Raw genomic sequence first — 25,417 nt, forward strand, 5'->3', positions numbered from 1 at the left:
GATCGCTCACCGTTCCTCCTGGTACTGCCCATTACTCACACCGCCCCTGCGCCGGCGCGAGCCTTCCGCGATTGTCCTCCACTCTGCCACTGTGGTTTGTCGGACGTCCAGATCCGGTAGACGCGGCCGGTCTCCGAGGGGCCGAATTCTGCCGGGCGATCGATCGGGAGACAACAGGGGGCGCTAGCTCACCGTCCCTCACTGTGCCTCCTGCTGCTCCTGCTGAATGACTCGGTTCTTGGCACGCCGGTACCGATTGACCCGGCGTCGGGTGCTTGGATCGAAGCCTTCGTCGGCCGGATCCGGTTGGCCACGGAACCGGCGCCACAAGCGGCGCCCGGCCAACAGGAACAGCAGTACTCCGGCACATGCGGTAATTATTGCCAGGGTTTGACCATAGGCGTTCGAGCGCACCGAAACCGAGGTGGCATTCCCCAGCGGGATGCCGTCCGGTGTGGTAAGCGAGATCGGAATCACCAGGTTACGACTGTCGCTCACCTCGGTCGGGATTTGGAACGAGCGTGTCCCCTTCGGCGGCAGCTGCTGCTCGCCGAGGTCGGTGATCTTCGCCTCGTGTGGCGCCTCGATGCGGAACTTGATCCGGATCGACACCGGCAGATTGTTGCGCGCGACCAGCAGCAACGGGCTCTGCTCGGACGCGAGGGTGTACACACCGCCGGGCGGCAGCACGGTCACCGAGCGGTAGATGTTGTCCAGCGCCCGGGTGTTCTGATCGATTCGTCGCTGCGCGAAGGTGTCCGCCTGGTCGGCGTCACCGGTCCGCCGATCGGACAGGCTCAGCACCCGGATCAGGTCGTCACGCAGCGGATCGAGGAACTGGCGCGGCGTCGGATCGGCGTCGGGCACGTCGACCAGCGCGCGCATCAGCTCGCTGATCCGGCGGCCCTGCTCACCCACCGGCGCGACGAACCGGTCCGGCACCGCGTCGGCGGCGGCCTGCGGCAGATAGTCGAGCTCGTAGGGCTGCGGGTCCGGGGGTTGCTGGATCAGGTCCTGGAACGATCGTGGCGTCGCGAGGTTGCTACGCACCAGCAGTTCGATCTGCCGCAGCAGGGTCGTGCCCTCGTCCTTGCTCGCGCTCCACTGCTGCGGCGGGACCAGTAGTAAGGAACGCGGTTGATTCGGCTGCGGATTCAGCGCGGACCAGGAGATCGCGCCGATCGCGTCCTGCAGCCGGGCGACGCGGGAGTCGTTGCTGACCTCGTAGCGGACCTTGGCGGGAGTGAACGAGGGCGTCGGCGGGTTCGAGCCCAGCGCGGCGAGCGCCGTCGCCGACCAGATGTCGAACGACGCGACGTGCAATGACGGATCGACGGCCGGGGGGGCCGCCGGATTTCCGTTCGGTGCCGACGGATTGGCGGCCGGCGGCGGTACGGCCGCGGTGACCGCGGGCAGTCGGACGATGTCGGGGTCGGTGACATCCGAAGTCTGGCTCGCCGTGATCTGGTTCGAGGCGGGCTGGTTCTTGCGGTCGCCGCGCCCGGTGGCCGGCGCCGCCGCCTCGGCCGTTCCCGCCGTGCCTTCCGGGGTGACGGCGGAGTCGGCGAGCACGGCCGTGCTGAAACCGTGGCTGCGCAACAAGATTCCCGCACCGCTGTCGATGCTGCCGGAATCCGGCAGGCTCACCCCGCGCACCGATTTGGTGGTCAGAATCGAGTCGATGAGCTCGGCGGGCGCGTTCATCGCCCTGGCCGAGAGGTCCGGATCGTTCACCGCGGCCAGCGCGTCGAGGTCGACCTGCGCGAACGGCAGCGCCACGGTGCACATCGTCCCGGCCAGGGCACGCAGCCGATCCAGCCACGTCTGTGCCTGGGCCGCACCGGTACCCGGCCGGGTCGCACCGTCCGGATCGGAGGGGCTGGCCAGCACCCGATAGCCGTTGGTCATCGCCTGCACGGTGACCAGCAGATCGGGGTCGACCGCGAGGCACACCGACGCGGCGAGCGCGCGGTCGCGGGTCGGCGTGGTGTCGAACACCGTCTCCAACGCGCCGAGCAGCTGGTCCAGGCGCCCGCCCTTGGCGAGCGAGGCGGCCAATTCGTCGTCGGTGAGTTCGACCTTCCCCTGCGCCGATCCGGGAATGCCGCCGACCAGGCGCGGCCGGTCGGCCAGCGGCCACAGCATCGTCGTCGCCACCGGCGCGTCGGTCGGCGCGGTCACCGCCTGACTCGCGTCCGGCGCCTCGGTGCCCTTCGACACGGGCGGCACGCCGAGCACCGGAAGCAGGAACCTGGCGTCGTCGAGCCGAGCCTGGCTGCCGTAGTCCGGTTTGCCGTTCACGTTCAACAGCAGCGGGTACACGCCCGGTTCGCTGATATTCAATGAGTGTTTGGTGGTGCTCTCGCCGGGACGCAGCGGGATGGTCACGGTGAATTTGGTGCGCTCGCCCTTGTCGAGCTGCGGCACGACGTCCTCGAAGTCGCCGTTCACCTCGTAGTTGACCTGATCCTGCAGCAGGGTCGCGCGCAGGTCGCGCGGTGCCGCGACGACGGCCGCGCGCTGCACCCGGACGGTGACGTCCTTGACCATGCGATCGCCGATATTCATGATCGAGCCCGACACCGTGAGCGTCGAATCGGTAGTAGTGGTGACCGCGGTCGGCGTCACCGAATCCAGCGACAGCTTCAGGAATTTCGGCCCCGACGTCGTCCCGGTGCCGGTGGGCTGCGCCTGCGCCGCGCTCGGCACCAGCATCGGCAGCGTGAGTGCCGAACCCAGGGTGATCAGCATTGCCACGATGATCCGGAACAGTGCTGGGCCGGCCACCACCCCCCACGGAATCGCTGCGCGATACCGAAAAGTTTGGGTCATCGCTTGCCGGTCTCCATCCGGTCGATCAGCTTGTTCGCCACCTCGGCCAAGCGGCGTTCGTCCGCGTACGCCAGTCGAGAATTCAACTCGCTCAACGGCACCCACGCCACTTGAGTGACCTCCACGTCGGCGTCGGACAGTTCGCCGCCGGTGGAACGCAGTAGATAATGATGCACGGTCTTATGTACCCGCCGGCCATCGGTGACGAACCAGTAGTCGATGCTGCCGAGTTCGGCGACCACCACACCGTTGATGCCGGTCTCCTCGGCCACCTCACGGATCGCGGTTTGCTCGGAGGTCTCCCCCTCCTCGATGTGCCCCTTCGGCAGCGACCACAGCAACCGCCCGCGCCGATCCGTCCGCCCGATCAGCGCCGCGCTGCGTTTCTCTCGCGGACCGTCCAAGCCGTCGACGACAAGCCCGCCAGCTGAGGTTTCCCGGACCGTGCGCATGCGCGGTTTCGCCGCGTTGGCGGCCGAACCGCGGCGCCGAGGCTGGCGGCGTCGACTGTTCGCGCGATCGGCCGGAGACACCAAAACATCCTACTGTGCGCATTTGCCGAATCTTCGTCGCGGCGCTGAACTCGGCTGTCTCGGTCGGCCATGAATATTCAGCCGCGAGGTTTCGTTCCCGTCGGCAGCCCGCAGGTTTCGAGCGGAGGCTGCCCGAGGCCGTGAATACGCAGCGCCGCAGGCGCCGCAAATCAGACTCGGTAAGCTGCTGATTCGTGGTTTCGACCGAGTCCGAGGACGCAGAGCTGGATAGACGTACCCGATTGCTTGCTGCCGCGGCGGTGACGCTGGGCAGGCTGTCGGATGTACTGGAACCGCTCGGCGAGATGTTCGCGGCGCGGGGCTACGAGTTGTACCTGGTGGGCGGCAGCGTGCGCGACGCGGTGCTCGGCAGGCTCGGCACCGATCTGGACTTCACCACCGACGCGCGGCCCGAGCAGGTGCAGGAGTTGCTGCGCGGCTGGGCTGATCATCTGTGGGACACCGGCGGTTTGGCGTTCGGCACGGTCAGCGGGTCCAAACGCGGCCAGCAGCTGGAGATCACCACGTTCCGCAGCGACAACTACGACCGGGTTTCGCGCAATCCCGAGGTCACCTTCGGCGACAATCTGGGCGACGACCTGGTGCGCCGCGACTTCACCGTCAACGCGATGGCTGTGCGGATCGGCGCGGATGGTTCGCTGGAGTTCGTCGACCCGCTCGGCGGGATGGACGCGCTGCTGGCCGGCGTGCTGGATACGCCTGCGGCGCCGGAGGATTCGTTCAACGACGACCCGCTGCGGATGCTGCGTGCCGCCCGTTTCGTTTCCCAGCTCGGTTTCGAACTGCAGCCGAGGGTGCACGCGGCGATCACCGCGATGGCCGACCAGATCGACCGGATCACCGCCGAGCGGGTCCGGGTGGAGCTGGACAAGCTGATCGGCGGCGCGCACCCGATCGACGGCATCAACATCATGTGCGAGACCGGGCTGGCCCAGCGGGTGTTGCCCGAGGTGCCCGCGATGAAGCTGGAGATCGACGAGCATCATCAGCACAAGGATGTCTACTGGCATTCGCTCACCGTGCTGCAGCAGGCCATCGATCTAGAGGAGGGCGATCCGGATCTGGTGCTGCGCTGGGCCGCGCTGCTGCACGACATCGGCAAGCCGGACACCAAGCGCAACGAGCCGGGCGGCGGCGTCAGCTTCCACCACCACGAGGTGGTCGGCGCGAAGATGGTGCGCAAGCGGATGCGGGCGCTGAAGTACCCGAAGCAGTTCACCGAGGACGTGGCCCGGCTGGTGTTCCTGCACTTGCGGTTTCACGGCTACGGCAAGGGCCAGTGGACCGATTCCGCGGTGCGCCGCTACGTCACCGATGCCGATGAGCTGCTCCCCCGCCTGCACAAACTGGTTCGCGCCGACTGCACCACCCGCAACAAGCGCAGGGCCGCCGCATTGCGCGGCACCTATGACGACCTGGAGTCGCGCATCGCGGCGCTGCAGGACCAGGAGGACCTGGCCAAGGTCCGCCCCGACCTGGACGGCAACGCGATCATGGAATTGCTCGGCCTGCCACCGGGACCCGAGGTCGGTAAGGCGTGGCGATACCTCAAGGAGCTGCGCCTTGATCGCGGCCCGATGACCCGCGACGAGGCGGAGTCGGCCCTGCAGGAGTGGTGGAAAGCCCAGGGCTAGAAGACGATCAGCGTCGTTCCGGTGACGATGGCGGAGCGGATCTGCGCCAGGTCGAACGATCCGGTGATCTCCGGCAGTTCGATCCGGAAGCGGACCAGGTCGCCGTCGCGGGTGGCGTGCACGATGCGCGCCTGATGCGGTAGCTGTTCCAGCAGCAGCGCCGGGGTGCCGATCGTCCGCCGCGGCAGCCGCAGGCCGAGCCAGGTGGCCCGATGCAGGTCGACGGTGATGCGGTTGTCCGTGACGGCGGCGTCTACCAGCGCGGTCAGCCGTCGGCGCCGGTGTCTGGCGCGGATCAGCCCGCCGTCGTCGATGTCGAGCACCCAGTCCAGCGGCTGACTGTTGAGCCAGCCGACCAGCGCCGCCGTGGTGACGGTGCCCTCGAGGTCGAGCCGCGCGGCCCGCACCTTCGTCGGCACGCCGGGAATCAGCCGGACACCGTGCGCGATCACGGTCACGGCCTCGATCGGATGGTCGTCCCAGCGCAACCGGGACAGCACGGTCTTGGTCTGGAAGTGCGCGCCGCGCCGCCGGACCTTCAGCACCTGCAGGGTGGCGTGCACGTCGTGGCCGAGCAGGGTCGCGCTGACTTCCTGCCCGCCGAACCGGCTGAGGATGCCCTCGCTGAGCACGGTCATCAGGACGTCCGGCATCAGCGCCGTGACGGTGCCCGCACCGAGGTCGGCGCCCGCGTCCACCCAGGAGGTGGTGACGGTGATCCACTGCTCCAGCCAGGATTGCTCGAACAGGCGCTTGCCGAGATCGACGGCCCGTAGCGGCGACCAGGACTTCGGATCGAAATACGTGGCCATGATTGGTCCGAGCGTACTTGCCGACGCTGAACGGGACCATCGTGCTGTGACCCAGGTCGCGTTGCCGGCCCAGGACTGCCAGCTGACCGGGCATTCTTGCTTGTAGAACGCCGTCACAACGACAATCGGGGTGCTGTCTCCGATATACCGCCACGGAAAGGGTGCATATGCCGCTGGATCTGAACAGTGATCTCGGCGAGGGCTTCGGTCCGTGGAAGATGGGCGACGACGCCGCGATGCTGGACATCGTCACCAGCGCCAACATCGCCTGCGGGTTCCATGCGGGCGACCCCTCGATCATGCGCCGGACCTGCGGGCTCGCTGTGCAGAAGGGGGTGCGGATCGGTGCGCACGTCGGCTACCGCGATCTGGCCGGGTTCGGTCGTCGCGAGGTGACGATGGACCCCGCCGAACTGCGTGACGAGGTGCTGTATCAGATCGGCAGTCTCGACGCGTTCGCCAAGGCGGCGGGCGATCGGGTGCGGTACGTGAAACCGCATGGTGCGCTCTATCATTCGGCCTCGCGTGCGCGCCTGCTCGCGGACGCGGTGCTGGCCGCGATGGTCGACTACGACCATGAGCTGGCACTGCTCGGTCCCGCCGGATCTCAGCTGGAGCAGGCCGCCGAGGCGGCGAAGGTGCGTTTCGTCGGTGAGGGATTCGCCGACCGCGCGTACACGCCGGACGGCACGCTTGCCGCGCGCGGTCTGCCCGGCGCGGTCCTCGGCACCAATGAGGCCGTCACGCAGGCGGTTTCGATCGCTATGTCCGGCACGGCGCGCACGGTCGACGGCTCCGGCGAGGTGGCGGTGCGCGCGGCCAGCGTGTGCGTGCACGGCGATACCCCCGCCGCCGTGGAGATGGCCCGGCTCATCCGCACCGCCCTGGACGAGGTCGGCGTGCCGGTCGAATCGTTCGGCTGAGCATGACCGGCAGCCGTTCGGCGAGTGGCGATTCGGCACCGGCGGACTTCGACCCGGATCTGCTGATCCGGGCGGCAGGCGATGGCGCACTGCTCGTGCTGCCGTCCCGCCACGACGACGTGGCGAAACTTGTTGCGGCCCTGCGCGTCCGTACGCCGGCGGGGGCGCAGGACGTGCTGCCCGCCGCGGAAACCGTTCTGGTGACGCTGCTTTCGCCGGAGTACGCGGAATCCGTCCGCCAGGAGATCGCGGCTCTGCTGCGCGAACTGCGCCGGTCCACGCAGAATTCGGACATTGTTTCCCGTGGAACACTGCCGGACAACGGATCTCCGGACGATCTGCTGCTGGTCCCGGTGCGCTACGACGGTGCCGATCTCGCCGATGTCGCGCGACTACTCGACCTGTCCGAGGCCGAGGTGATCGCCGAACACACCGGGACGGTCTGGCGCTGTGCCTTCGTCGGATTCGCCCCGGGCTTCGGCTATCTGGAGTCACCCGATGCCCGGTTGACCGTGCCGCGCCGGCTACAGTCCCGCACCACCATCCCGGCGGGCGCGGTCGCACTGGCCGGCGGATATTCGGCCGTATATCCGCGCAGTACCCCCGGCGGGTGGCACCTCATCGGAACCACGGACCTGCGGATGTGGAACGTGGACCGCGATCCGCCCTCGCTGATCCGCGCGGGCGGTTTCGTCCGGTTCGTCGAGACCGGCTAGCTCAGTTCGCCGAATCCAGCTGGGCGTGCATGAGATACACGTTGTAGCTCGCCCAGGACGAGATGGTGAAGTACAGGTCCTTACCGGTCGACCACGGGTGGATGAAGCCGCCGTAGGACTGGGGATAGTCGTTGGTGGTGACCAGCGGGGCCGCCTCGGTCCAGCCGCCTTGCGGAGCCGCCGCGTTGCGCACCACGATCGCACCGCGGGCCGAGTCGAGGTACACCATCTGCCACTGCGCATTGTCCTGGTCGTAGCGCACGGACACCTCGCTGGCCAGGCCGGGAACCAGTGGGGTTGCCTGGTTTTCGGCCGCGGGCGCCCAGTTGCCGTTCACCCAGTATTGATAGGCCGTGGTGTTGAGCACGTCGTCCTTCGGCACCCGGGCCAGCCCGAGCACGCCGACGCGTCCGTTGGGCGTCCCGAACATATAGACGTAGTCGCCCTGCGGCACCATCGCCGCGACCTGGAACCGGCCGACGCCGAACAGGTTGTCCCACTTGGCATGCTGATCCTTGGTCCAGGTGTGGCCGTCGTCGTCGGAATAGGCGAGCCCGCCATAGTTGTTCGACCACAGGCCGGGGATCCGGCTCCACCGATTCACCGACATGTAGCTCAGATACTGGCGATCGCCCAGCGCGAAGCCGGACGTCGGAATGGTGGTCATCTCCCAGTTCTTGAGCTTGCGGCTGTCCAGGATCTCGGCGGCGTGGCAGCGGCTGTCCTGCACCATGCTGTCCAGCGAAAGGCCGTCGGACAGCTCGCGATCGGTGCTGTAACCCAGCACATTGCTGCGCCAATCCTGGTCGTCGTGCCCGGCGCCGCCGACTTGCCAGCCTTTGCCGAAGGTGTCGCCGAAGACGACGGCGACCTCACCCGGCTTGGTTTCCCACATCACGCCCAGGTCGGTGCCGTCCACCTGCCAGCGCACATCGGTACGGTTCTGCGAGCCGTGCCCGGTGATCTGGCCCGCCAGTTCTACCGACGTCACGCGCGGTGCGGCCACCGCGGCGGCCAGCGGACCCGGCTCGGCGGCGTGCACCACAGGCGGTGGCGCTGGCTGCGGTTCGACGCCGGGGCCGCCGGGCACCGGTACCGGGATGGGCTCGATCTCGGGCTTGAACTCGATGTGCGGAACCTTGATCGGGTCACCCGAACTCGGCCGGTTGCCGGTCCCCGGTACCGGACGCGGATCAGGGTCCTGCTCAGGTGGTTTCGAGATATCGCGGATGTCCGGGCACGGGGTGTGACACGGATCGGCGGCCAGCGGTCCCGCGTCGATCCGGGTCTTGTCCGGCGCGGGGCCGGGCACGGTGATCGGGGTGAGCTGCGGAATCGGCATCGGGATATCGATCCGGTCCGGCAGCAGCACCGGTGGTGGCGGCGGCAGCGCCGGATCGGGTTCGCGATTCAGCGGATCGAAACCGACCTCACCGCAGCTGTTCACCGGCGACGGTGCCCACGGAAACGGGGCCGCCTGTGCGGCGGGCACCGGCAGGGTGAGCAACCCGCCGAGCAAGACACCGAACAACGCCGGTGCACAAGGTGTTCGGCTTCCGAAGCAGCGCGGCACGTCGGGCGGGCCGGGCTATTCGGCGATCCGAGTGCGCGGAAACGGCCGGGTTACCCACCCGCCTAGTAGGTTTCGCGCGTTATCGGGGTTCTTCGCCGGAAAACCCATCGCTGGCTGACTCCTGTCGAATCGGGCTGAAGCGAAACGAACGTACCGGAATATCGCGGGAGAAATAGGGAACCGAATGTCGGTCGCGCGCGTCCAAACACATATGAACGAGATCGAGTACGTGTTCGGTACGGGCGACGGCACGGTGCACGTCTGGCACAGCCAGGCCGATTTGGAATTGGCCGGACCGGCCGCGGCCGACGCGATCCGCCTCGACTTCGACGGCGACGGCCTAGCCGACGACGCCATGTGGGACACCGGTGGTTCCGGCATCGCCGACGTGGCCGCCCTCGACCTGGACGACGACGGCGTCTTGGACCACTTCTATACCGACCCCAGCGGGCTCGGCACCTGGGATCACCAGATCACCGGGACCGCGTCCGACGCGGTCAGCGAGCCGCTGGACTGGATCGTGCGCACCGACCACCAGGAGGCCGAGCAGCACTATGCCGCACAGCCGGATTCGAGCCCGGCGCCATCGGGCTTCGACGCAGACCAGTTGCCGCCGATCGCTCATCCGTCGCTCACCGACGCGCCACCGTCGCACCGTCCGCCCGACGACCTACCCGGTTATCTAGGCCAGTGGATGAATCCCACCGGGCGCCACCTCGACGACGAGCCGATCATCACCTGAATTCGAACGTCACCGAATATCCGTCGGCGCTGCGCCGATGGCCCGCCGCCGCATATTGAGCGCGATGGCGGCAATACCCGCGCAATAGATTCCGGCGCCCACCACAATCACCGGCAATGACCGGCCGTCGTCCGGGATAACCAGTGCCGCAGCGGCAATCGCCAGGATGAACGCGATATTGAAGACCGTGTCCTGCAAGGCGAATACCTGTCCGCGCCGCGCGTCGTCGATATCGATCTGCATCGTCGCGTCGCCGGTCAACTTGATCGTCTGCCCGGCAAGACCGAGCAGGAACGCCCCGGCCAGCAAGAGATGATGCGCCCGCGGCACCGCCGACCCCGCGTCCGCGACGGCGATCGGGGTGACCAGCGTCAACTGCACCACGGTTGCGGTCAGCAAACCCGCAAGCACCGTCTTCGACCGGCCGAGCCGCGGAATCAGCAGCGGCGCAACAATAGCCGCCACCAGCATGCCCGAAGCGGTGGCGGCGATGGCCACGCCGAAACCGAGCAGCCCGCTGTTCAGCCCGGAACCATCCGTCGGCGCCTGCCGCAACACCAGCACCATGATCAAGGTGTTGAGGCCGAACACGATTCGATGCGTCCCGATGCCGAGCATCGCGGTGGTCACCTGCACCGACTCCCACACCGCGGTCGCACCCGTGCGCAGCCCGGTGGCGATGGCGCGCAACGCGCTCTCGCTCGCCGCGGCGCCCGCGTCCGGCCCGAGCACCCGCGGCGCGAACCCGGCCGCGAGCAGCGCGCTGATCACCGACCCGATGCCGCTCACCGCGACCGCGACCGCCGAGGCGAAATCTCCCGCGCCGATCAGCCCGATCACCGCCACCGAGGTGGCCGCGCCGAGCCCGGCACAACCCGAGGCCACCGTCGCGAGCACCGAATTCATCGGCACCAGCCAGTGCTGGCTGAGCACCCTCGGCAAGGCCGCCGACACACCCGACAACACGAATCGGCTGATCCCCACCACGGCCAGCGCGAGCAACAGCAGCGGCGTCTCCCCGATACCGGCGAGCAGCCCCGCGGCCACCATGGCGATCAGCACCGCCCGCGCCACACTCGCCACCAGCAACACCGTGCGTCGGTCCCAGCGGTCCAGCAGCGCACCCGCATACGGACCGATCAGCGAATACGGCAACAACAGCACCGCGAATCCGGCGGCGATGGCCAACGGGTCGGTCTGCCGCTCGGGATTGAACAGGATCGCCCCCGACAGCGCCGCCTGGAACATCCCGTCGCCGAACTGCCCGGTGAACCGCACAATGGCCAGGCGGACCACACCCGGGCTCTCGCGTAACGCGGTCCACAGCGGCTCCGGCCGCTCGTCCGAGGGAATGGAGCTCTCCGAGCGACCAGTGGACACGCCGCGAGGGTACTGGTCGCGGCGCCGACGCGCCGAATCAGTGCGATTCGGTGACCAGGGCGCTGACCGCCTCGCGCATTTCCGGTGCCATCGGCAAGGCGTCGAGGGCGTCGGCGTCGATCCACGCGAACGCGTCGTGCTCACCTGGTTCCAACGCCACCTCGCCCGGTTCGACGTCCACCACGAAGCTGTATTTGCGCACCCTGGACTTGGTTCTGGTGGCGTAGTCGATGCCGCCGAGGAAGTCGGTGATGCTGCGCATCCGCAGGCCGGTCTCCTCGAACAGCTCACGCTCGACGCATTCGGCGAAGGTCTCGCCGGATTCGACTCCGCCGCCGGGTAGTTCGTACATGCCGCCGTGATAGTCGTCGGGTACCCGGCGGACCACCAGAAGTTTGCGGTCGCGGAACACCGCGACGCCGACGACGAAATGCGCGATACCGTCGCGACGGGCCTCGCCGCGGAGTTGTCGCTCGATGCGCGCGAGGGTCTCGGGTCGCATCTCCTGGTCACCTCCGGTTGCATTGCGGCGCATCATTTTACGAATCCGGACCGGGCCCGGCACCGGCGCGTGCGGTAATCACCCGCCGTCTCGGCGTACCGGTTGGTTCTGCTCGCCTGACGTTCACCCGCTGGTCGCTCGCGTAAAATGCCGAGTGCAGGACAATTTACTAGGAATGTGGAGTACCGCGCCGTGTGTGCTCCTACCCTGAAAGGTGATCGGTGCACGGTCCCGAGAGGAGGACCTTGATGTCCACACTCCAGCCTGCGCCTCGTCGGCGCTCGGCCCCGGCTTGCGTGCCGCACGCTGCGACATGACTCGCTCACTTCGTTCGCTCATGACACCTCACATCGACGTTCATCGAGCAGGCGACCGCATGAAGACGCGGGTGTCCTGGCTGGATTCGAAGCATTCGTTCTCGTTCGGGGAGCACTACGATCCCGACAACACCCACCACGGCCTGCTGCTGGTGAACAACGACGACGTCGTCTCCCCTGGTCAGGGCTTCGATACGCATCCGCACCGCGACATGGAGATCGTCACCTGGGTGCTCGGTGGCAGCCTGGTACACCAGGATTCGCTCGGCCACAGCGGCATCATCTATCCGGGGCTGGCGCAGCGAATGAGCGCGGGCACCGGCATCCTGCACTCGGAGAAGAACGACGCGTGGCGGATCGACGGCGCCGAGCACGACGAGCCGGTGCATTTCGTGCAGATGTGGGTGGTCCCCGACGAGCCGGGCCTGACGCCCGGCTATCAACAGCTCGAGATCGATGAGGCGTTGGCCACCGGCGGCCTGGTGACCGTGGCCGCGGGGTTGCCGCGCTATCGCGACCGCACCGCCATCGCCATCAACAGCAGTCACGCGGCGTTCCACGTGGCCAGGATGACCGGCGATCCCGAGCAGGCGATCGATCTGCCCGATGCCCCTTACCTGCATGTCTTCGTCGCCAACGGCGAGGTGGAGATGGAGGGCGTCGGCACCCTGGACGAGGGCGACGCGGTCCGGCTGACCAGAACCGGTGGGCAGCGCGTGATCGCCCGTAAGCCATCGGAAATCCTGGTCTGGGAGATGCACGCCCGCCTCGGCGCCCAGTAGGGCGACTGCCAATTTTCGGGTCGGCCAGGCGCGTCCAGCCAACGGAGTCCGGCGGGGTGCGACAAAATGGGCATACCTCGCATTAACATCCGCCCGTAGCGCGGGCGATCAGTAGGCGATCCCCGCGCACCCGCCGGACCACCTGGTCCGGATCGGGCGGCGCGAGGCACCGACGGAGAGGAAGTCCATGTCGCAATATCCGCCTCCCGGCCAGTACCCGCCGCCCCCCGGGTACCCGCCGCCGGGCGGTCAGCCCGGTCAACCCGGCCAGCCCGCGTATTGGCAGGAGTCGCCGAAGGGCAAGGGCCTGGCGATCACCGCGCTTGTCCTCGGCATTCTGGCGCTGTTGAGCTTCTGGACACTGATCGGCGGCTACCTGTTCGGCGCCTTCGCCATCATCTTCGGCATTGTCGCGCTGGTGAAGACCCGGTCGGGTCGTGCGGGCGGCGCGGGCCTGGCGATCGCCGGTCTGATCCTCGGCGCCCTCGGCCTGATCGGCGCCATCGTGGTCACCGTCGTCGGCTACAGCTTCTTCGTCAACAGCGGCGGCAAGGACTTCGTCGACTGCGTGAACAAGGCGGGCGGCGACCAGTCCAAGATCGATCAGTGCGAGAGCGAATGGAATCAGCGGCTCGAGGACAAGTTCAGCGTCACGCTCACGCCGCCTGCTCCTACTCCCCGCTGATCGCCGCGCAGGCCCGGGTGGCGGCCAGGACGTCGCCCATTTCCGGGCGAAAGTCGCGCTCGGGCACGGCGATCCACTTGCGGTAGCCGCTGCCCTCGTCGGCCGGCGAGGGCAGCACGATGTGACTGCCGGGCAACGCGACCGAGGCGCAGACCCGGAACAGGTCGGCGAACAGTTCGGTGTCCAGATAGGAGTTGTCGGTCGGGCCGGTCAGGAAGGTCCACCGGTCCGAGCGCGGATGCCCGACGATCGGGCTCGCCGGACCGTCGGGTGCTTCCTCGGTCAGCCGCAGCCGAACTCGGCGGCCGAGCGCGGCGGGCATGACGACGGCCCCTACCGCGCCTACCTCCAGCATGATGCGGCCGAGCACGGGATCCACGACGCCGTACAGGCTGTGGTCCTTGCGGTAGCGGCGGCAGCGGGCAATGGCGTCCTGCATCGTCGTGTAATCGGAGGGCGCCGGGAAATTGCCTGGCTCAGTGCGGGACAAACTCATGACGAACCTCGCCTCGATGCGGGTGGATCGCGTGAAGGGGGAGAGAATCGACCGCTGAAACCTGACCCTAATGCCGCACAACTGGGTTGACAATAGTCACACGCCGGTGAGTCGACCCCGCGTACGATCGCCTGTCATGGCACCCGTCTCGCCCGCCGTTGCCCGCTGGGAACTGGTGTTGCGGCTGCGTGAGCTGCGCGAACAGCGCGGCTTCGATTCGGCGGGTTTCGCCAAACGGGTGGGTTTCACCCCGGCCAACTGGTCGCACGTGGAGAAGGGCCGCCGCGTGCTCACCACCAACACCATCGGCCCGGTGCTCGAGCTGCTCGAGGTGGAGGCCGAGGAACGCGCGGAATTGCTCGCCCTGCTGGACGCCAGCAAGCAGCGCGGCTGGTGGACCAGGTCGTCCGCGTTGATCGGCCCCGAATTGCAGCGGCTGTACGGCATGGAACACGGCGCGCAGAGCATCCGCAGCTACGACAGCCTGGTGGTGCCGGGCCTGCTGCAGACCGAGGCGTACGCCCGCGCGCTCATCAGCGCCGACGTGATGATCCGCCCGGTCCAGGTGGAACAGCTGGTCGCGATTCGGCTGCACCGGCAGGAGCGGTTGCGCGGGGCGGAGCCGGTCGAGCTCACGGCGGTGATCGGCGAGGGCACCCTGTTGCAGCAGACCGGCGGTCCTGACGTGCTGCGCGCGCAGTTGACACATCTGGCCGAGCTGATCGACGAGCTCGACACCGTCGAGGTGCGGGTCATCCCGTTCGCCGCCACCGCGGGCGCGGTGCTCGGTGGGTCGAGTTTCCACCTGATCGACTTCGCAGGCGAGCAGCTGCCGACCTTCGGCTGGGCGGAAAGCGCCGTTTTCGGCGGCGCGGTCGACGACCCGGAACTGGTCCGCGATCTGAGCTTCGCTTACGTTCGCGCACAAGAGCAGTCGCTGGACCGTGTCGCGTCATCGACCCTGATCAGACGGTATGCCCGAGTGTAAAATCCTGCCCATGGCCACCACCGTTACTCCCCGGTCGGTTTTTACCGACTGGTTCCGGTCGACTCGATCGAACAACGGCAACCAATGTGTCGAGGTCCGCTTCGATGGTGACGCGGTGCTCGTCCGAGACAGCAAATACCGCCGCGATCCTGCCAACCATCCCGCCGACGAACCGATCATCACCATCACCGCACGGGAATGGACCGCGTTTCTCGACACCCTCCACACGCCGGGCCGAACGCCCGGCGCGCTGACCGCGCACACCGCCGCTGACGGTCACACCGTGCTCCGGCACGGCGGCATGATCCTCAGCTACACCCCGCAGGAGTGGGACGCATTCCTGCTCGGTGCGCGCGATGGCGAGTTCGATCGCCTCGCACTCTCCGTCTGAAACGTCGCTCTGATCTTCCTGGACGACTGACCGCTTACCCCCGGCCGTTCGCGGCCGGGGGCCGACTTTCGCCCATCGTCGGCATACTGGAGATCGTGACCTCCGAGCTGAGCAGTCCCTCCGGTATCGATCTGTCCTATCTCGACCAGGGCGTGCGGGTGCAGGATGACCTGTTCGCGCATGTCAACGGCAAATGGCTGGCCGACCACGAGATACCAGCCGATCGCGCGGTAGACGGTGCGCTGCGCACGCTGTACGACCAGGCCGAGCGCGACGTGCAGGTAATAATCCAGAACGCCGCCGCCCAGACGACCGAGCCGGGCAGCGATGCCCGCAAGATCGGCGATCTGTTCACCAGCTTCATGGACACCGAGACCGTGGCCGCCGCCGGACTCGCGCCGATCTCCACCGAGCTCGCCGCCATCTACGCGATCACCGACCGCACCGCGTTCGCGGCGCTGCTCGGCAGGTTGCAGCGCACCGGTGTCAGCGGCGCCATCGGCTTTTACGTCGACACCGACGACAAGAACTCCACCCGCTACCTGGTGCATGCCGCCCAGTCCGGCATCGGGCTGCCCGACGAGTCGTACTACCGCCAAGACGAATCCGCCGAGATCCGTGCCGAATACATCGCCCACATCGGCCGGATGTTCGCGCTGGCCGCCGCGGATCCCCGGATCGCCGCGCTGCTCCCGCCGGATCTGGACACGGTCGGGCAGCGGGTGTTCGAGCTGGAGCGCAAGCTCGCTGCCGGGCACTGGGACGTGGTCCGCCGCCGCGACGCCGAACGCAGCTACAACCCGACCACCTTCGACGCGTTGGTCGCCGACTACCCCGAATTCGATTGGGCGGCGTGGACTTCGGCGCTCGCCGAGGGCGTCGACCGTTCCGGGCCGGACCTGTTCGCCGAAGTTATTGTTCGCCAGCCGGATTACCTGAGCACGTTCAACGAAGTGTGGTCCGCGGAATCGCTGACCGATTGGCAGGCCTGGGCGGCCTGGCGGCTGATCCGTTCGCGCGCACCGTATCTCACCGATGCCCTGATCGAGGAGAACTTCGCCTTCGCGGGCCGCACGCTGACCGGCGCCCAGGAGAATCGGGAGCGCTGGAAGCGCGGTGTCTCGCTGGTGCAGGATCTGCTCGGCGAGGCGGTCGGCAAACTGTATGTCGCCGAGCACTTTCCGCCGGCGGCCAAGGCCAGGATGGTGGAATTGGTCGCCAACCTGCAGGAGGCCTACCGCCGCAATATCGCCCAGCTGGACTGGATGGGCGCCGACACCAGGGCGGCCGCGCTGGCCAAGCTGGAGAAGTTCACCCCGAAGATCGGCTACCCGGACAAGTGGCGCGACTACTCGGACGTGATCATCGATCCGTCCGACCTGGTCGGCAATTACCGCAACGGCTATGCCGCCGATCATGATCGCGACCTGAACAAGCTCGGCGGCCCGGTCGATCACGACGAATGGTTCATGACGCCGCAGACCGTGAACGCCTACTACAACCCCGGCATGAACGAAATCGTCTTCCCCGCCGCGATTCTGCAGCCGCCGATGTTCGACATGAACGCCGACGACGCCGCCAACTACGGCGGCATCGGCGCGGTGATCGGCCACGAGATCGGCCACGGCTTCGACGACCAGGGCGCCAAGTACGACGGCGACGGCAACATGGTCGACTGGTGGACCGACGACGACCGCACCGAATTCGGCAAGCGGACAAAGGCATTGATCGATCAGTACAACGTGCTCTCGCCGAAGGAACTGCCCGACGAGCACACCGTCAACGGCGAATTCACCATCGGCGAGAACATCGGCGACCTCGGCGGCCTGTCCATCGCCCTACAGGCCTACAAGATATCCCTCGACGGCGCCGAGGCGCCGAAGCTCGACGGCCTCACCGGTTTGCAGCGGGTCTTCTACGGCTGGGCTCAGGTGTGGCGCACCAAGGCTCGCAACGCCGAGGCCATCCGCCGCCTCGCCGTCGACCCGCACTCGCCGCCCGAATTCCGGTGCAACGCGGTGGTCCGCAACATCGACAGCTTCCACGAGGCTTTCGACGTCACCCCGGGTGACGCGTTGTACCTGGACCCGGCAGAGCGCGTCAAGATCTGGTGACCTGATGTGTCGGCGGCGGTAAACTCGCAGTATGAGTGCACTGCGGGACGAGCTTCATCTGCTGGTCGACCGGCTACCGGACGGAGAGCTGGCACCGGTGCTCGAGCTGGCCCGCCAACGAGCACGCCGTGGCCGCCGTCGCGAGGCGGCTGCGGCATTGGCGCAGATCCAAGCGCGGATGAGCGGCGTGACCGGAGTCGACGACGAGCTCGATCGACTCCGGGATGGGGACCGTGGCTGACACGTATCTTGTCGACACTTCCGTATTTCTGCGCTGGTTCATCGACCAAGACGGATACGAGCATGCGCGTGAGATCCAGCAGAGCTTCATCGAGGGATCTGTAGCTCTCGAGACTGTCGACTTCGCCCGGATAGAGGTAGCAGGCGTACTACGCAAGAAAGGTCTGCTGCCCAAACGGCTGTCCCGCGCGGAGTTTGCCGCTGCGGTCCGTGTCATCGATGACCTAGGTGTTGTAATTCATGCGATCACAGCGGATCGTTTGGAGCAGGCGGCAGACCTGTCTGCACGCAAGCGTTTGGGCATGTACGACGCCTTGTTCGCACAGCTAGCCATCGAACGCCGAATTCCGCTGCTGACGGCAGATGCCAAGCTTCGTACTGCCCTCACGCCCGATGTGGAAACCGAACTACTCCGGGCATCCGCCGACCCGAGAGGCTAGATATTCCCGACACGGATCGAGGGGCGCCGTCAGCGCAGACGCTCCTCGGTTTTTGCGTCGAAGAAGAACACGTCGTCGAGATTGGGGCGCAGGCGCAGCTGATCTCCGAGGGTCACTTGGAAGCGCCGGTCGACTCGGGCAACTACCTTGCCGGAACGGCTGTTCCAGTCGGCGGCGACGCCGTGGCTGTAGACGAACGACTCCGCGCCCAGTTCCTCGAGTAGCTCGGCGGCCACCGTGAGACCACTGTCCTCGGTGGTCACCTCCCACGATTCCGGCCGAATGCCGACGATCACCCGGTCGCCCGCTTTCACGGTGCGTGGCAAGGGAATTCGCAGGTCATCGAGCACCGCTTCGCCGTCGCGCACCGGAGCCTCGAGCAGATTCATGCCCGGCGAGCCGATGAAACCGGCGACGAAGGTGTTCACCGGGTTGTCGTAAAGCTCACGCGGCGCGGCGATCTGCTGCAACTTGCCGTCGAGGAGCACCGCGACCCGGTCGCCCATGGTCATCGCCTCCACCTGATCGTGGGTGACGTACACCGTGGTGGTGCCGAGCCGCTTCTGCAGCGCGGCGATCTGCGACCGGGTGCTCACGCGCAGCTTCGCGTCCAGGTTGGACAGCGGCTCGTCCATGCAGAACACCTGCGGCCTGCGCACGATCGCCCGGCCCATCGCAACCCGTTGCCGTTGTCCGCCGGACAGTTTCGCCGGTTTGCGGTCGAGCAGCTGCTCGAGTTCCAGCATCTTCGCCGCCTCCTGCACCCGGACCAGAGTGTCGGCCTTGCTCATGCCCGCGTTGCGCAGTGCGAAGCCCATGTTCTCCGCGACGGTCATGTTCGGGTACAGCGCGTAGCTCTGGAACACCATCGCCACATCGCGGGCCCGCGGCGGCAGACCCGTGACGTCCTTGCCGCCGATCAGGATTCGACCGGCCTCCACCGATTCCAGCCCGGCCAGCATGCGCAGGCTGGTCGACTTGCCGCAACCCGATGGCCCGACGAGAACGATGAATTCCCCGTCGGCGATGTCGATTTCCAGGCTGTCGACGGCCGGTGTCGGCGCACCGGGATACAGGTGTGTCACCCCGTCGAACTGCACTGTGGCCATGGGCGTCGATCTCCTCGTGTGAACTCACGGTGGCGGCCACACAGCGTGGCCGCCACCGGGGTGCGGGTGTTACTTGGGCAGCTTCGGGGTGATCTGGCGGTCGATGATCGCCTGCAGCTGACTGGTGACATTGGCGTAAACCGTTGCCGGGTCGGCGTTCTGCAGCCCAATCTGCTCCAGCCCGGTGCCGATGATCTGGTCGCCGCCCGGCACGAACACCCGGGCGTAGTCCTGTGACTTGGTGACCGCGAGCTGCTCGATGGCGACCTTGGAGTTCGGGTTCTTGGCCAGGAAGTCCTGCTCGCTCGGGTCGGTGGTTGCGGACTTGCGCACCGGCATGTAGCCGGTGCCCTGCGAGAAGTACGCGGTGTTCTGCGCGTTGGTGATGAACTCGATGAACTTGAGCGCGTTCACCTTCCGCTCGTCGGAGATGCGCGACGGAATGGCAAGGCCCGCACCGCCGGTGGTGACGCCCGGCCCGTTCGGGTGCGGCAGGAACGCGGTGCCGAACTGCAGCTTGCCTTCCGCGTTCTTGGTGATGCCGCGCAGGTCGCCGGTCGAGGCGATGGTGGAGGCGATCACGCCTGCGCCGAAGTCGACGGCGATCTGCGGGTTGATGCCCGCGTACTTCTTGGTGTTGATCATGTCGCGGAAGAAGGCGCCCGCCGCGAGGGTGCCCGGGTCGGTGAACTTCAGTTTCCACTGGTCGGAGTACGCGCCGCCGAAGGTCCAGTTCGGTCCCTGGAAGGTCCAGGCCAGGTAGTTCTTCGCGTCGCCCCAGCCGTGCGCGAGCTTGCCCGCGCCGACGATCTCCTGCAGCTTGGGGCCCCACTCGTCGAATTCCTGCCAGCTCTGCGGGCCGCGATCCGGCAGCCCGGCCTTGCTCCACACGTCCTTGTTGTAATAGAACAGCGGAGTCGAGCGGGCGTAGGGCAGCGCGAAATGCTTGCCGTTGAACAGGTAGTCCGCGGCCAGCGAGTCGACGTAGTCGTCGAGCTTGACGCCCGCGTCGCCGAAGTGTCCGTCGAGCGGTTCGATGGTGCCGTTGAGGGCGTAGTTGAACCACCAGACATCGGAGAGCACCACGATGTCGGGCAGATCGCCGCCGGACAGCGCCGCGTTGAACTTCTGCGACACCTCCTCGTAGTTCTTGCCCGCGTCGACCAGGTTCACCTTCAGGTCGGGGTACTTGGCCTGGAACCGGTTGATCAGCTCGGTCTCGATGTCCTTCGAGGTGCCGGGGTGGTTGGACCAAAAGGTGAGCGTCTTGCCGTCGCCGGACTGCTTGGCGCCACCGCCGGTACCCGCGCATGCGGTCAGTGCCGCGCCGGCCGCGACCGCGCCGGCCAGCCCGATGAATCCGCGCCGAGACAGCGCGGGGAACTGAGAAGTGGACACGTGGTTTCTCCTGTATCTAACCCTTGACCGCACCAGAGGTGAGGCCTTTGATCATGTGGCGTTGCAGTAGCAGGAACACCACGAGAATCGGCAGCATGGTCAGCAACGTGCCCGCCATCACCGGCCCCCAGTTGGTGACGCTCGGATTCTCGGTGTTCTGCAGCAGGGTGAGGCCGACCGGCAGCGTCGCGACCGAGGTGTCGTCGGCCATCAAGAACGGCCAGAGGTATTCGTTCCACTCGTTGACCAGGGTGACCACGGCGAAGGCGACCATGGTCGGCCCGGACATCGGCAGTACCACCCTGGTGAGCAGCCGCCACCAGCTCGCGCCGTCCATCCTGGCCGCCTCGATCACTTCCGACGGCAGCGACAGGAAGTGGTTACGCATCAAGAAGGTGCCGAATGCCACGCCGCACAGCGGAATGATGATGCCCTGGAACGAGTTCCGCCAGCCCAGCTGGGCGACGAGGGCATAGTTCGAGATCACCGTGATCTGGTTGGGCACCATCAGCGCCGCGATGATGATCAGGAACACCGCGGTTTTGCCGGGAAAGCGCAGGAACACCAGCCCGTACGCGCTCAGCACGCCGAGCACGAACTTCACCGCGGAGATGACCCCGGTGATGATCAGCGAATTACGCAGGAAGGTCCAGAACGGCAGCGTCGTGGTGGCGTCGGTGTAGTTCTCCGGATGCCAGCTGTGTGGCCAGTACACCGCGGGCTGCACGTAGATGTCCGGACGCGCCTTGAACGAGGTGATGAAGATCCAGAACAGCGGGACACCGACGATGATCAGCACGCACACCATGGCGGCGTAGCCGAGCAGCATCACCCCGCGCTGCCGGCGTTGGTAGGAAACCGTTTCAGCGCCTGCGCTTTTCACTGCTCATTCCGATCCATGACGCGAACCTGCACCAGCGTGACGACCAGCAGCACCACGAACATGATGGTGGCCACGGTCGCGCCATATCCGGCGCGGAAGTTACGGAAAGACTCTTCGTACACCTGGTAGACCATCGTGGTGGTCCCGGTGCCCAGCGGGCCGCCGCGGGTCATCACGTTGATGATGTCGAAGACCTGCAACGAATTCAGCAGCACAGTGATGGACAGGAAGAACGTGGTCGGCCGCAGTTGCGGCAGCAACACCTTGGTAAAAGTGGTCCACCGGCTCGCGCCGTCCATCTCGGCGGCCTCCATCAGCTCGGCCCGAACCCCCTGCAGCGCGGCCAGATAGATGACGAAGCTGTAGCCGAGGTTCTTCCAGATGTAGGTCACGGTCACCATGAACAGCGCCCAGTGCGGGTTCTGGTAGAAGTCCGGCACATTGTCGACGCCCAAGCGGTGCAACACATCCTGGACCAGGCCGAAGCTCGGATCGAAGATGAACTGGAAGGCAACGCCGATGGCGGCGCCGGAGATGACGAACGGCGCGAAGATCGCCGAGCGGACCACATTGCGGCCGAACAGCTTACGGTCCAGCAGCAGGGCGAGCGCAAGGCCGAGCACCATGCTGCCGACCACCGCGGCCAAGGTGAACACCAGCGTGTTGGTGACGATGTCCCAGGAGTCCGACCGGCCCCACCACTCGGTGTAGTTGTCCACCCCGATGAAGGTGGCCACCGGGTCGGAGATGTTCCAGTCGTAGAACGAGAGCCGGATGTTGTCGATCAACGGCCGATAGACGAACAGCGTCAGCAGCGCGAGATTCGGTACCACCAATACCAAGAACAGGGCGTAATCCTGCCAGGGCCGGTTCCGCAAACCGCGTCCGCGCGGTTGGGGTAGTACTCGTTCCGGCTTCGCTCGCACGTCGCGCACTCTACGGACTGGGGCAAACAACCGGTTAACGCTATCCGTAGGGACGCTGAACTTCTCGAGCACGGGGCTAGTGAATCAAAGCCGGACATTCCGAACGGCAACTTCGTGAAAATTGATCATAAAGTGCTGCATGATCGTGCAGCAGCACAGCCGGTGCAACAATCAGCTGCCCTACCAGGCAATGGTTTTGGTACGCCACACGTTAACCCAGGGGGAAGCAGTACGGCGCGGAACCTGTGACCAGGTCCCGCGCCGTAATTTTGCTGCCTAAGCCCCGTAGGGTCACCCACCATCGGTCGCCACCGGAACTGGTAGCGCCCCTAGGTCTGGACGGAATACCCGGAGAGGCGAGCTAGCTAGTCGTTCCAGTCGCCGGCCAGGCCGTCGCTGGTTCCGATCGAGCCGCCCTTGGTGTTCACGATGACCACCGGGTCGCCCTTGCGGGAGTTCTCCATGAACCACTTGGCGTTCTCGGTGCTCACGTTGAGGCAGCCGTGGCTGGAGTTGGAGTTGCCCTGCTGGCCGACCGACCACGGGGCGGCGTGCACGAAGATGCCGCTGTTGGAGATGCGGGTCGCGTACTCGACCTCGAGCTTGTAGCCCTCGGGGTCGGTGGTCGGCACACCGTAGGTGGACGAATCCATGATCATCTTGCGCAGCTGCTCGCCGACCACGTAGGTGCCGTTCGGCGTCTCGTGCTTGGTCTTGCCCATCGAGGTCGGCATCGTCTTCACCTCTTCACCGTTGCGGGTGATGGTGATCATGTGCGTGTTGTCGTCGGCCGTGCTGACGAACGCGTCGCCGATCTTGAAGGCGCTGCGCGTGCCGCCCGCCTCGACCGTCACGTCGGTGTTGTCCGGCCAGAACTCATTCGGCCGCCAGCGCACCTGCTTGTCGCCGCGCCAGTAGAAGTGGCCCGGCGCGTCCTTCGATGAGGTGACCTTGATGAACTTCTCGGCGGCGCCGTGATCGGGCACCGGGTCCTTGAAGTTGATGATGATCGGCTGCGCGACCCCGACGACCTCGCCGTCGGCGATGTTGATCGACGGCGGCGCGAAGTTCGGCTGCTGCGGCGCCGGGTCCGTCGCGGATCCGGCGGAACCGGAGCCGAACGGGAACGGGTCGGCGCCCGCGGGTGCGACCAGCAGGACGCCCGCCGCCGCGATCGTCGCGGACAACAGGGCGCCGGCCCGCGGCCTGCGGGTTAGCTGTGCTCCCCTGCGGTGGGCAGGTAGCGACCCGGTGTGCGAAGCGACATGCATAGGTTTCTCGTCCATTCCATCTCTCGCCGCACCCGCGCAGGCGCACGCGTGGCACGAGATCTCTCATCGGCGTGGAGCGGGCAAAGCTCACCCCACGGGTATTGACGGCCCGACCCGACCTCCTTCCTACCGTCCGGGTGCGGCTCGAAGCCAGTTGCGTTTCATAATGATTCGTTCATACCGTCCGGTGTGGTAGCCGTCACATAACCCATCGGTGGTCGGCCGCTTCCGTGAAAGGTACCGGTCACGTCGGCGAGTCCGGTGTGTCGGTCGATGCCGCAGGTAGGTCGCCTTGCCGGTGTTAACAAACGTCTTCGTGATGTAAATCACTCTCGATGTCGAACAGAATCGGGCGATGCGGACCGGTTGCTATGTTGTGCGGCACCGACATTGGCGCGCGGCCGGTCGCGTACCGAGGGGCAAGTCGCAGCCGTACTCGGCACACGATGGTAGCCAACGCGATTCGCAGTTCGTAGTCCGCGAGCGCGGCCCCGACGCAGCGCCGATGCCCGCCGCCGAACGGCGCGAACTCGAACGGCCCGTACTTGCGCTCGAGGAATCGCTCCGGCTGAAATCGCTCCGCGTCCGACCACACCCGCGGATCCGAGTGCAGCAACGGCACCGCGACCCCCATCGTGTCCCCGGCCGCCAAGGCCACCCCGCGCAGCGTGAACGGCGCGGTCAGCCTGCGCACCACGATGGGCACCGCCGGGTGCAGACGCAGCGTCTCCTGGCACACCGCGTCCAGATAGGGCAGTCTCGCCAGCTCGACCGGGCCAACGTCGGGTCCGGCCGCGCGCAACTCCGCGCGCAGCCGGGCCAGGCTGGCCGGCTCGCGGTGCAGGTGGAACAGCGCCCAGACCAGGGTGGTCGCGGTGGTCTCGTGCCCGGCGACCAGCAGCGTGCGCAGTTGCTCGCACAGGTCGTCGTCGGTGGGCGCGGTGCCGTCGTCGTAGCGCGTGCTCAGCAGCATGCCGAGGATGTCGGTGGCCGGGCGCCCGGTGACCGTCCGCCGGTGCGCGATGTCGTCGCGGATCAACCGGTCCAGCCGCTCGCGGGCCGCGACGAACCGATCCCACGGCGCCTGCCCGAACAGCCGGTGCCGCAGCAGTGGCACCAGCATCAGCGGCCCGGAGAACGCGGCGAGGAATTCGCCTACCGCCCTGGTGTATTCGGCCCGGCGCTGGTGGCTGTCCACGCCGAACACCGCCTCCAGGATCACCCGCAGCGTGATCGCCCGCGACGCCGCCCGCGCATCGATCCGCGCGCCGGGCCGCCACGCCTGGCCGTTGCCTCCCGCTATCTCCTGGAGCACCGAATCCCGGATGATCTCCCCGTACGCCCGGATCCGCGCACCATGGAAGGCCGGTGCCAGCAGCGCCCGATCGCGACGATGCCGCTCACCCGAGGCGAGGATCAACGACGCCGTGCCGACCAGCGGCTCGATCGGATTCGGCCGCGGCGGTTCGAGCGCGTCGGCCGGCGCGCGGAACAGCTCGCGCGCGCCCGCGGCCGTGCCGGTGAACAGACCTGACCCGAAGCCGGGAAAGCGCACGAGGAACGGATCGCCCTCGCGCGCCCGGCGCCAGCGGAAGTACCGCTCGAAGTCGAGGCCGGCGGCCAGCGCGTGCAGCACGATCAGCCGCGGTGCCCGCGGCGCATCGGTACCCGGCTCGGCGGTGCCCACGTCCATATCTATAGGTACGAAC

At 67.0% G+C, this 25,417-nt stretch carries 24 protein-coding genes; 11 read left to right on the top strand and 13 right to left on the bottom strand.

All coding sequences use genetic code 11. The features are described from left to right. Positions 1–198: 198 nt before the first annotated feature. Positions 199–2,832, bottom strand: coding sequence for a DUF6049 family protein (locus tag ACIBCN_RS29320; protein WP_396994922.1), 2,634 nt, complete (start codon positions 2,830–2,832; stop codon positions 199–201). After that, positions 2,829–3,365, bottom strand: coding sequence for an NUDIX hydrolase (locus tag ACIBCN_RS29325; protein WP_107659875.1), 537 nt, complete (start codon positions 3,363–3,365; stop codon positions 2,829–2,831). The genes ACIBCN_RS29320 and ACIBCN_RS29325 overlap by 4 nt, the downstream gene beginning before the upstream one ends. 194 nt (positions 3,366–3,559) lie before the next feature. On the opposite strand from ACIBCN_RS29325, the gene ACIBCN_RS29330 reads away from it, so the two are divergent. After that, the gene (locus tag ACIBCN_RS29330) at positions 3,560–5,020 is read left to right on the top strand and encodes a CCA tRNA nucleotidyltransferase (protein WP_396994923.1); all 1,461 of its coding nucleotides are present in this window, start codon (positions 3,560–3,562) and stop codon (positions 5,018–5,020) included. Here the strand turns inward: ACIBCN_RS29330 and ACIBCN_RS29335 are convergent. Then, complete coding sequence (locus ACIBCN_RS29335) at positions 5,017–5,832, bottom strand: hypothetical protein (protein ID WP_396994924.1); 816 nt, start codon at positions 5,830–5,832, stop codon at positions 5,017–5,019. The genes ACIBCN_RS29330 and ACIBCN_RS29335 overlap by 4 nt on opposite strands. A 167-nt stretch (positions 5,833–5,999) precedes the next feature. Here ACIBCN_RS29335 and ACIBCN_RS29340 point away from each other — a divergent pair, with 167 nt between their 5' ends. After that, the gene (locus ACIBCN_RS29340) at positions 6,000–6,755 is read left to right on the top strand and encodes a LamB/YcsF family protein (protein ID WP_396994925.1); all 756 of its coding nucleotides are present in this window, start codon (positions 6,000–6,002) and stop codon (positions 6,753–6,755) included. A gap of 2 nt (positions 6,756–6,757) precedes the next feature. Next, entirely contained in the window at positions 6,758–7,471 is a 714-nt protein-coding gene (locus tag ACIBCN_RS29345; protein ID WP_396994926.1) for an allophanate hydrolase subunit 1, read from the top strand. 1 nt (position 7,472) lies between these two features. Here the strand turns inward: ACIBCN_RS29345 and ACIBCN_RS29350 are convergent, their stop codons facing one another. After that, positions 7,473–9,002, bottom strand: coding sequence for a DUF4185 domain-containing protein (locus tag ACIBCN_RS29350; protein ID WP_396994927.1), 1,530 nt, complete (start codon positions 9,000–9,002; stop codon positions 7,473–7,475). A 226-nt stretch (positions 9,003–9,228) separates the two neighbouring features. Between ACIBCN_RS29350 and ACIBCN_RS29355 the strand changes: the two genes are divergently transcribed. After that, positions 9,229–9,786 (top strand): hypothetical protein, encoded by a 558-nt coding sequence (locus ACIBCN_RS29355; protein WP_396994928.1) that lies wholly within the window; start codon positions 9,229–9,231, stop codon positions 9,784–9,786. Positions 9,787–9,795: 9 nt separating this feature from the next. Here ACIBCN_RS29355 and ACIBCN_RS29360 read toward each other — a convergent pair whose 3' ends face one another. Continuing rightward, positions 9,796–11,166: an MFS transporter gene (locus tag ACIBCN_RS29360; RefSeq protein WP_396994929.1), complete on the bottom strand. Its 1,371-nt coding sequence runs from the start codon at positions 11,164–11,166 to the stop codon at positions 9,796–9,798. A 37-nt stretch (positions 11,167–11,203) separates the two neighbouring features. After that, positions 11,204–11,668 (bottom strand): NUDIX hydrolase, encoded by a 465-nt coding sequence (locus ACIBCN_RS29365; RefSeq protein WP_396994930.1) that lies wholly within the window; start codon positions 11,666–11,668, stop codon positions 11,204–11,206. Between the two features lie 313 nt (positions 11,669–11,981). Between ACIBCN_RS29365 and ACIBCN_RS29370 the strand changes: the two genes are divergently transcribed. Beyond that, positions 11,982–12,767 carry a pirin family protein gene (locus ACIBCN_RS29370; RefSeq protein WP_396994931.1) on the top strand — a complete coding sequence of 262 codons (786 nt, stop codon included), beginning with the start codon at positions 11,982–11,984 and terminating at the stop codon, positions 12,765–12,767. A gap of 187 nt (positions 12,768–12,954) precedes the next feature. Further along, complete coding sequence (locus ACIBCN_RS29375; protein WP_396994932.1) at positions 12,955–13,452, top strand: DUF4190 domain-containing protein; 498 nt, start codon at positions 12,955–12,957, stop codon at positions 13,450–13,452. On the opposite strand, the gene ACIBCN_RS29380 is transcribed toward ACIBCN_RS29375, so the two are convergent. Then, positions 13,439–13,948, bottom strand: a complete 510-nt coding sequence (locus ACIBCN_RS29380) for a hypothetical protein (RefSeq protein ID WP_396994933.1) — start codon at positions 13,946–13,948, stop codon at positions 13,439–13,441. The genes ACIBCN_RS29375 and ACIBCN_RS29380 overlap by 14 nt on opposite strands. A 136-nt stretch (positions 13,949–14,084) precedes the next feature. Here ACIBCN_RS29380 and ACIBCN_RS29385 point away from each other — a divergent pair, with 136 nt between their 5' ends. The 5 genes from ACIBCN_RS29385 (at position 14,085) to ACIBCN_RS29405 (ending at position 18,121) form a co-directional block, all read left to right on the top strand. Continuing rightward, positions 14,085–14,936, top strand: coding sequence for a Scr1 family TA system antitoxin-like transcriptional regulator (locus ACIBCN_RS29385; RefSeq protein ID WP_396994935.1), 852 nt, complete (start codon positions 14,085–14,087; stop codon positions 14,934–14,936). 10 nt (positions 14,937–14,946) lie between these two features. Next, positions 14,947–15,327 (top strand): DUF397 domain-containing protein, encoded by a 381-nt coding sequence (locus ACIBCN_RS29390; RefSeq protein ID WP_396994936.1) that lies wholly within the window; start codon positions 14,947–14,949, stop codon positions 15,325–15,327. A gap of 86 nt (positions 15,328–15,413) precedes the next feature. Beyond that, positions 15,414–17,441, top strand: a complete 2,028-nt coding sequence (locus tag ACIBCN_RS29395) for a M13 family metallopeptidase (RefSeq protein ID WP_396995171.1) — start codon at positions 15,414–15,416, stop codon at positions 17,439–17,441. A 31-nt stretch (positions 17,442–17,472) separates the two neighbouring features. Next, a complete protein-coding gene (locus tag ACIBCN_RS29400) occupies positions 17,473–17,682 on the top strand; it encodes a hypothetical protein (protein ID WP_396994937.1) in 210 nt (69 codons plus the stop codon). Beyond that, on the top strand, positions 17,675–18,121 hold the full coding sequence (locus ACIBCN_RS29405; RefSeq protein ID WP_396994938.1) for a type II toxin-antitoxin system VapC family toxin: 447 nt from the start codon (positions 17,675–17,677) through the stop codon (positions 18,119–18,121). The genes ACIBCN_RS29400 and ACIBCN_RS29405 overlap by 8 nt, the downstream gene beginning before the upstream one ends. A 29-nt stretch (positions 18,122–18,150) precedes the next feature. Here ACIBCN_RS29405 and ACIBCN_RS29410 read toward each other — a convergent pair whose 3' ends face one another. The 6 genes from ACIBCN_RS29410 to ACIBCN_RS29435 all read right to left on the bottom strand — a co-directional run bounded on the left by ACIBCN_RS29410 (position 18,151) and on the right by ACIBCN_RS29435 (position 25,395). Then, complete coding sequence (locus ACIBCN_RS29410) at positions 18,151–19,230, bottom strand: ABC transporter ATP-binding protein (RefSeq protein WP_396994939.1); 1,080 nt, start codon at positions 19,228–19,230, stop codon at positions 18,151–18,153. A gap of 69 nt (positions 19,231–19,299) precedes the next feature. Next, positions 19,300–20,628, bottom strand: coding sequence for an ABC transporter substrate-binding protein (locus tag ACIBCN_RS29415; RefSeq protein WP_396994940.1), 1,329 nt, complete (start codon positions 20,626–20,628; stop codon positions 19,300–19,302). Between the two features lie 16 nt (positions 20,629–20,644). Beyond that, positions 20,645–21,457, bottom strand: a complete 813-nt coding sequence (locus tag ACIBCN_RS29420) for a carbohydrate ABC transporter permease (RefSeq protein ID WP_396995172.1) — start codon at positions 21,455–21,457, stop codon at positions 20,645–20,647. 50 nt (positions 21,458–21,507) lie between these two features. Continuing rightward, on the bottom strand, positions 21,508–22,437 hold the full coding sequence (locus ACIBCN_RS29425) for a carbohydrate ABC transporter permease (RefSeq protein ID WP_396994941.1): 930 nt from the start codon (positions 22,435–22,437) through the stop codon (positions 21,508–21,510). Positions 22,438–22,802: 365 nt separating this feature from the next. Further along, entirely contained in the window at positions 22,803–23,708 is a 906-nt protein-coding gene (locus ACIBCN_RS29430) for a L,D-transpeptidase (RefSeq protein ID WP_396994942.1), read from the bottom strand. A 301-nt stretch (positions 23,709–24,009) separates the two neighbouring features. Next, a complete protein-coding gene (locus tag ACIBCN_RS29435; RefSeq protein ID WP_396994943.1) occupies positions 24,010–25,395 on the bottom strand; it encodes a cytochrome P450 in 1,386 nt (461 codons plus the stop codon). Between the last annotated feature and the right edge of the window lie 22 nt (positions 25,396–25,417).

The sequence above is a fragment of the Nocardia sp. NPDC051052 genome (genome assembly GCF_044456045.1).
Classification (GTDB): Bacteria; Actinomycetota; Actinomycetes; order Mycobacteriales; family Mycobacteriaceae; genus Nocardia.

Coding starts and splice junctions, on each gene's coding strand:
- ACIBCN_RS29385 (WP_396994935.1), top strand. CDS start 14,085: ATGGCACCCGTCTCGCCCGCCGTTGCCCGCTGGGAACTGGTGTTGCGG.
- ACIBCN_RS29380 (WP_396994933.1), bottom strand. CDS start 13,948: ATGAGTTTGTCCCGCACTGAGCCAGGCAATTTCCCGGCGCCCTCCGAT.
- ACIBCN_RS29370 (WP_396994931.1), top strand. CDS start 11,982: ATGACTCGCTCACTTCGTTCGCTCATGACACCTCACATCGACGTTCAT.
- ACIBCN_RS29355 (WP_396994928.1), top strand. CDS start 9,229: ATGTCGGTCGCGCGCGTCCAAACACATATGAACGAGATCGAGTACGTG.
- ACIBCN_RS29430 (WP_396994942.1), bottom strand. CDS start 23,708: ATGCATGTCGCTTCGCACACCGGGTCGCTACCTGCCCACCGCAGGGGA.
- ACIBCN_RS29365 (WP_396994930.1), bottom strand. CDS start 11,668: ATGCGACCCGAGACCCTCGCGCGCATCGAGCGACAACTCCGCGGCGAG.
- ACIBCN_RS29390 (WP_396994936.1), top strand. CDS start 14,947: ATGGCCACCACCGTTACTCCCCGGTCGGTTTTTACCGACTGGTTCCGG.
- ACIBCN_RS29420 (WP_396995172.1), bottom strand. CDS start 21,457: ATGCTGCTCGGCTACGCCGCCATGGTGTGCGTGCTGATCATCGTCGGT.
- ACIBCN_RS29340 (WP_396994925.1), top strand. CDS start 6,000: ATGCCGCTGGATCTGAACAGTGATCTCGGCGAGGGCTTCGGTCCGTGG.
- ACIBCN_RS29410 (WP_396994939.1), bottom strand. CDS start 19,230: ATGGCCACAGTGCAGTTCGACGGGGTGACACACCTGTATCCCGGTGCG.
- ACIBCN_RS29375 (WP_396994932.1), top strand. CDS start 12,955: ATGTCGCAATATCCGCCTCCCGGCCAGTACCCGCCGCCCCCCGGGTAC.
- ACIBCN_RS29320 (WP_396994922.1), bottom strand. CDS start 2,832: ATGACCCAAACTTTTCGGTATCGCGCAGCGATTCCGTGGGGGGTGGTG.
- ACIBCN_RS29400 (WP_396994937.1), top strand. CDS start 17,473: ATGAGTGCACTGCGGGACGAGCTTCATCTGCTGGTCGACCGGCTACCG.
- ACIBCN_RS29335 (WP_396994924.1), bottom strand. CDS start 5,832: ATGGCCACGTATTTCGATCCGAAGTCCTGGTCGCCGCTACGGGCCGTC.
- ACIBCN_RS29345 (WP_396994926.1), top strand. CDS start 6,758: ATGACCGGCAGCCGTTCGGCGAGTGGCGATTCGGCACCGGCGGACTTC.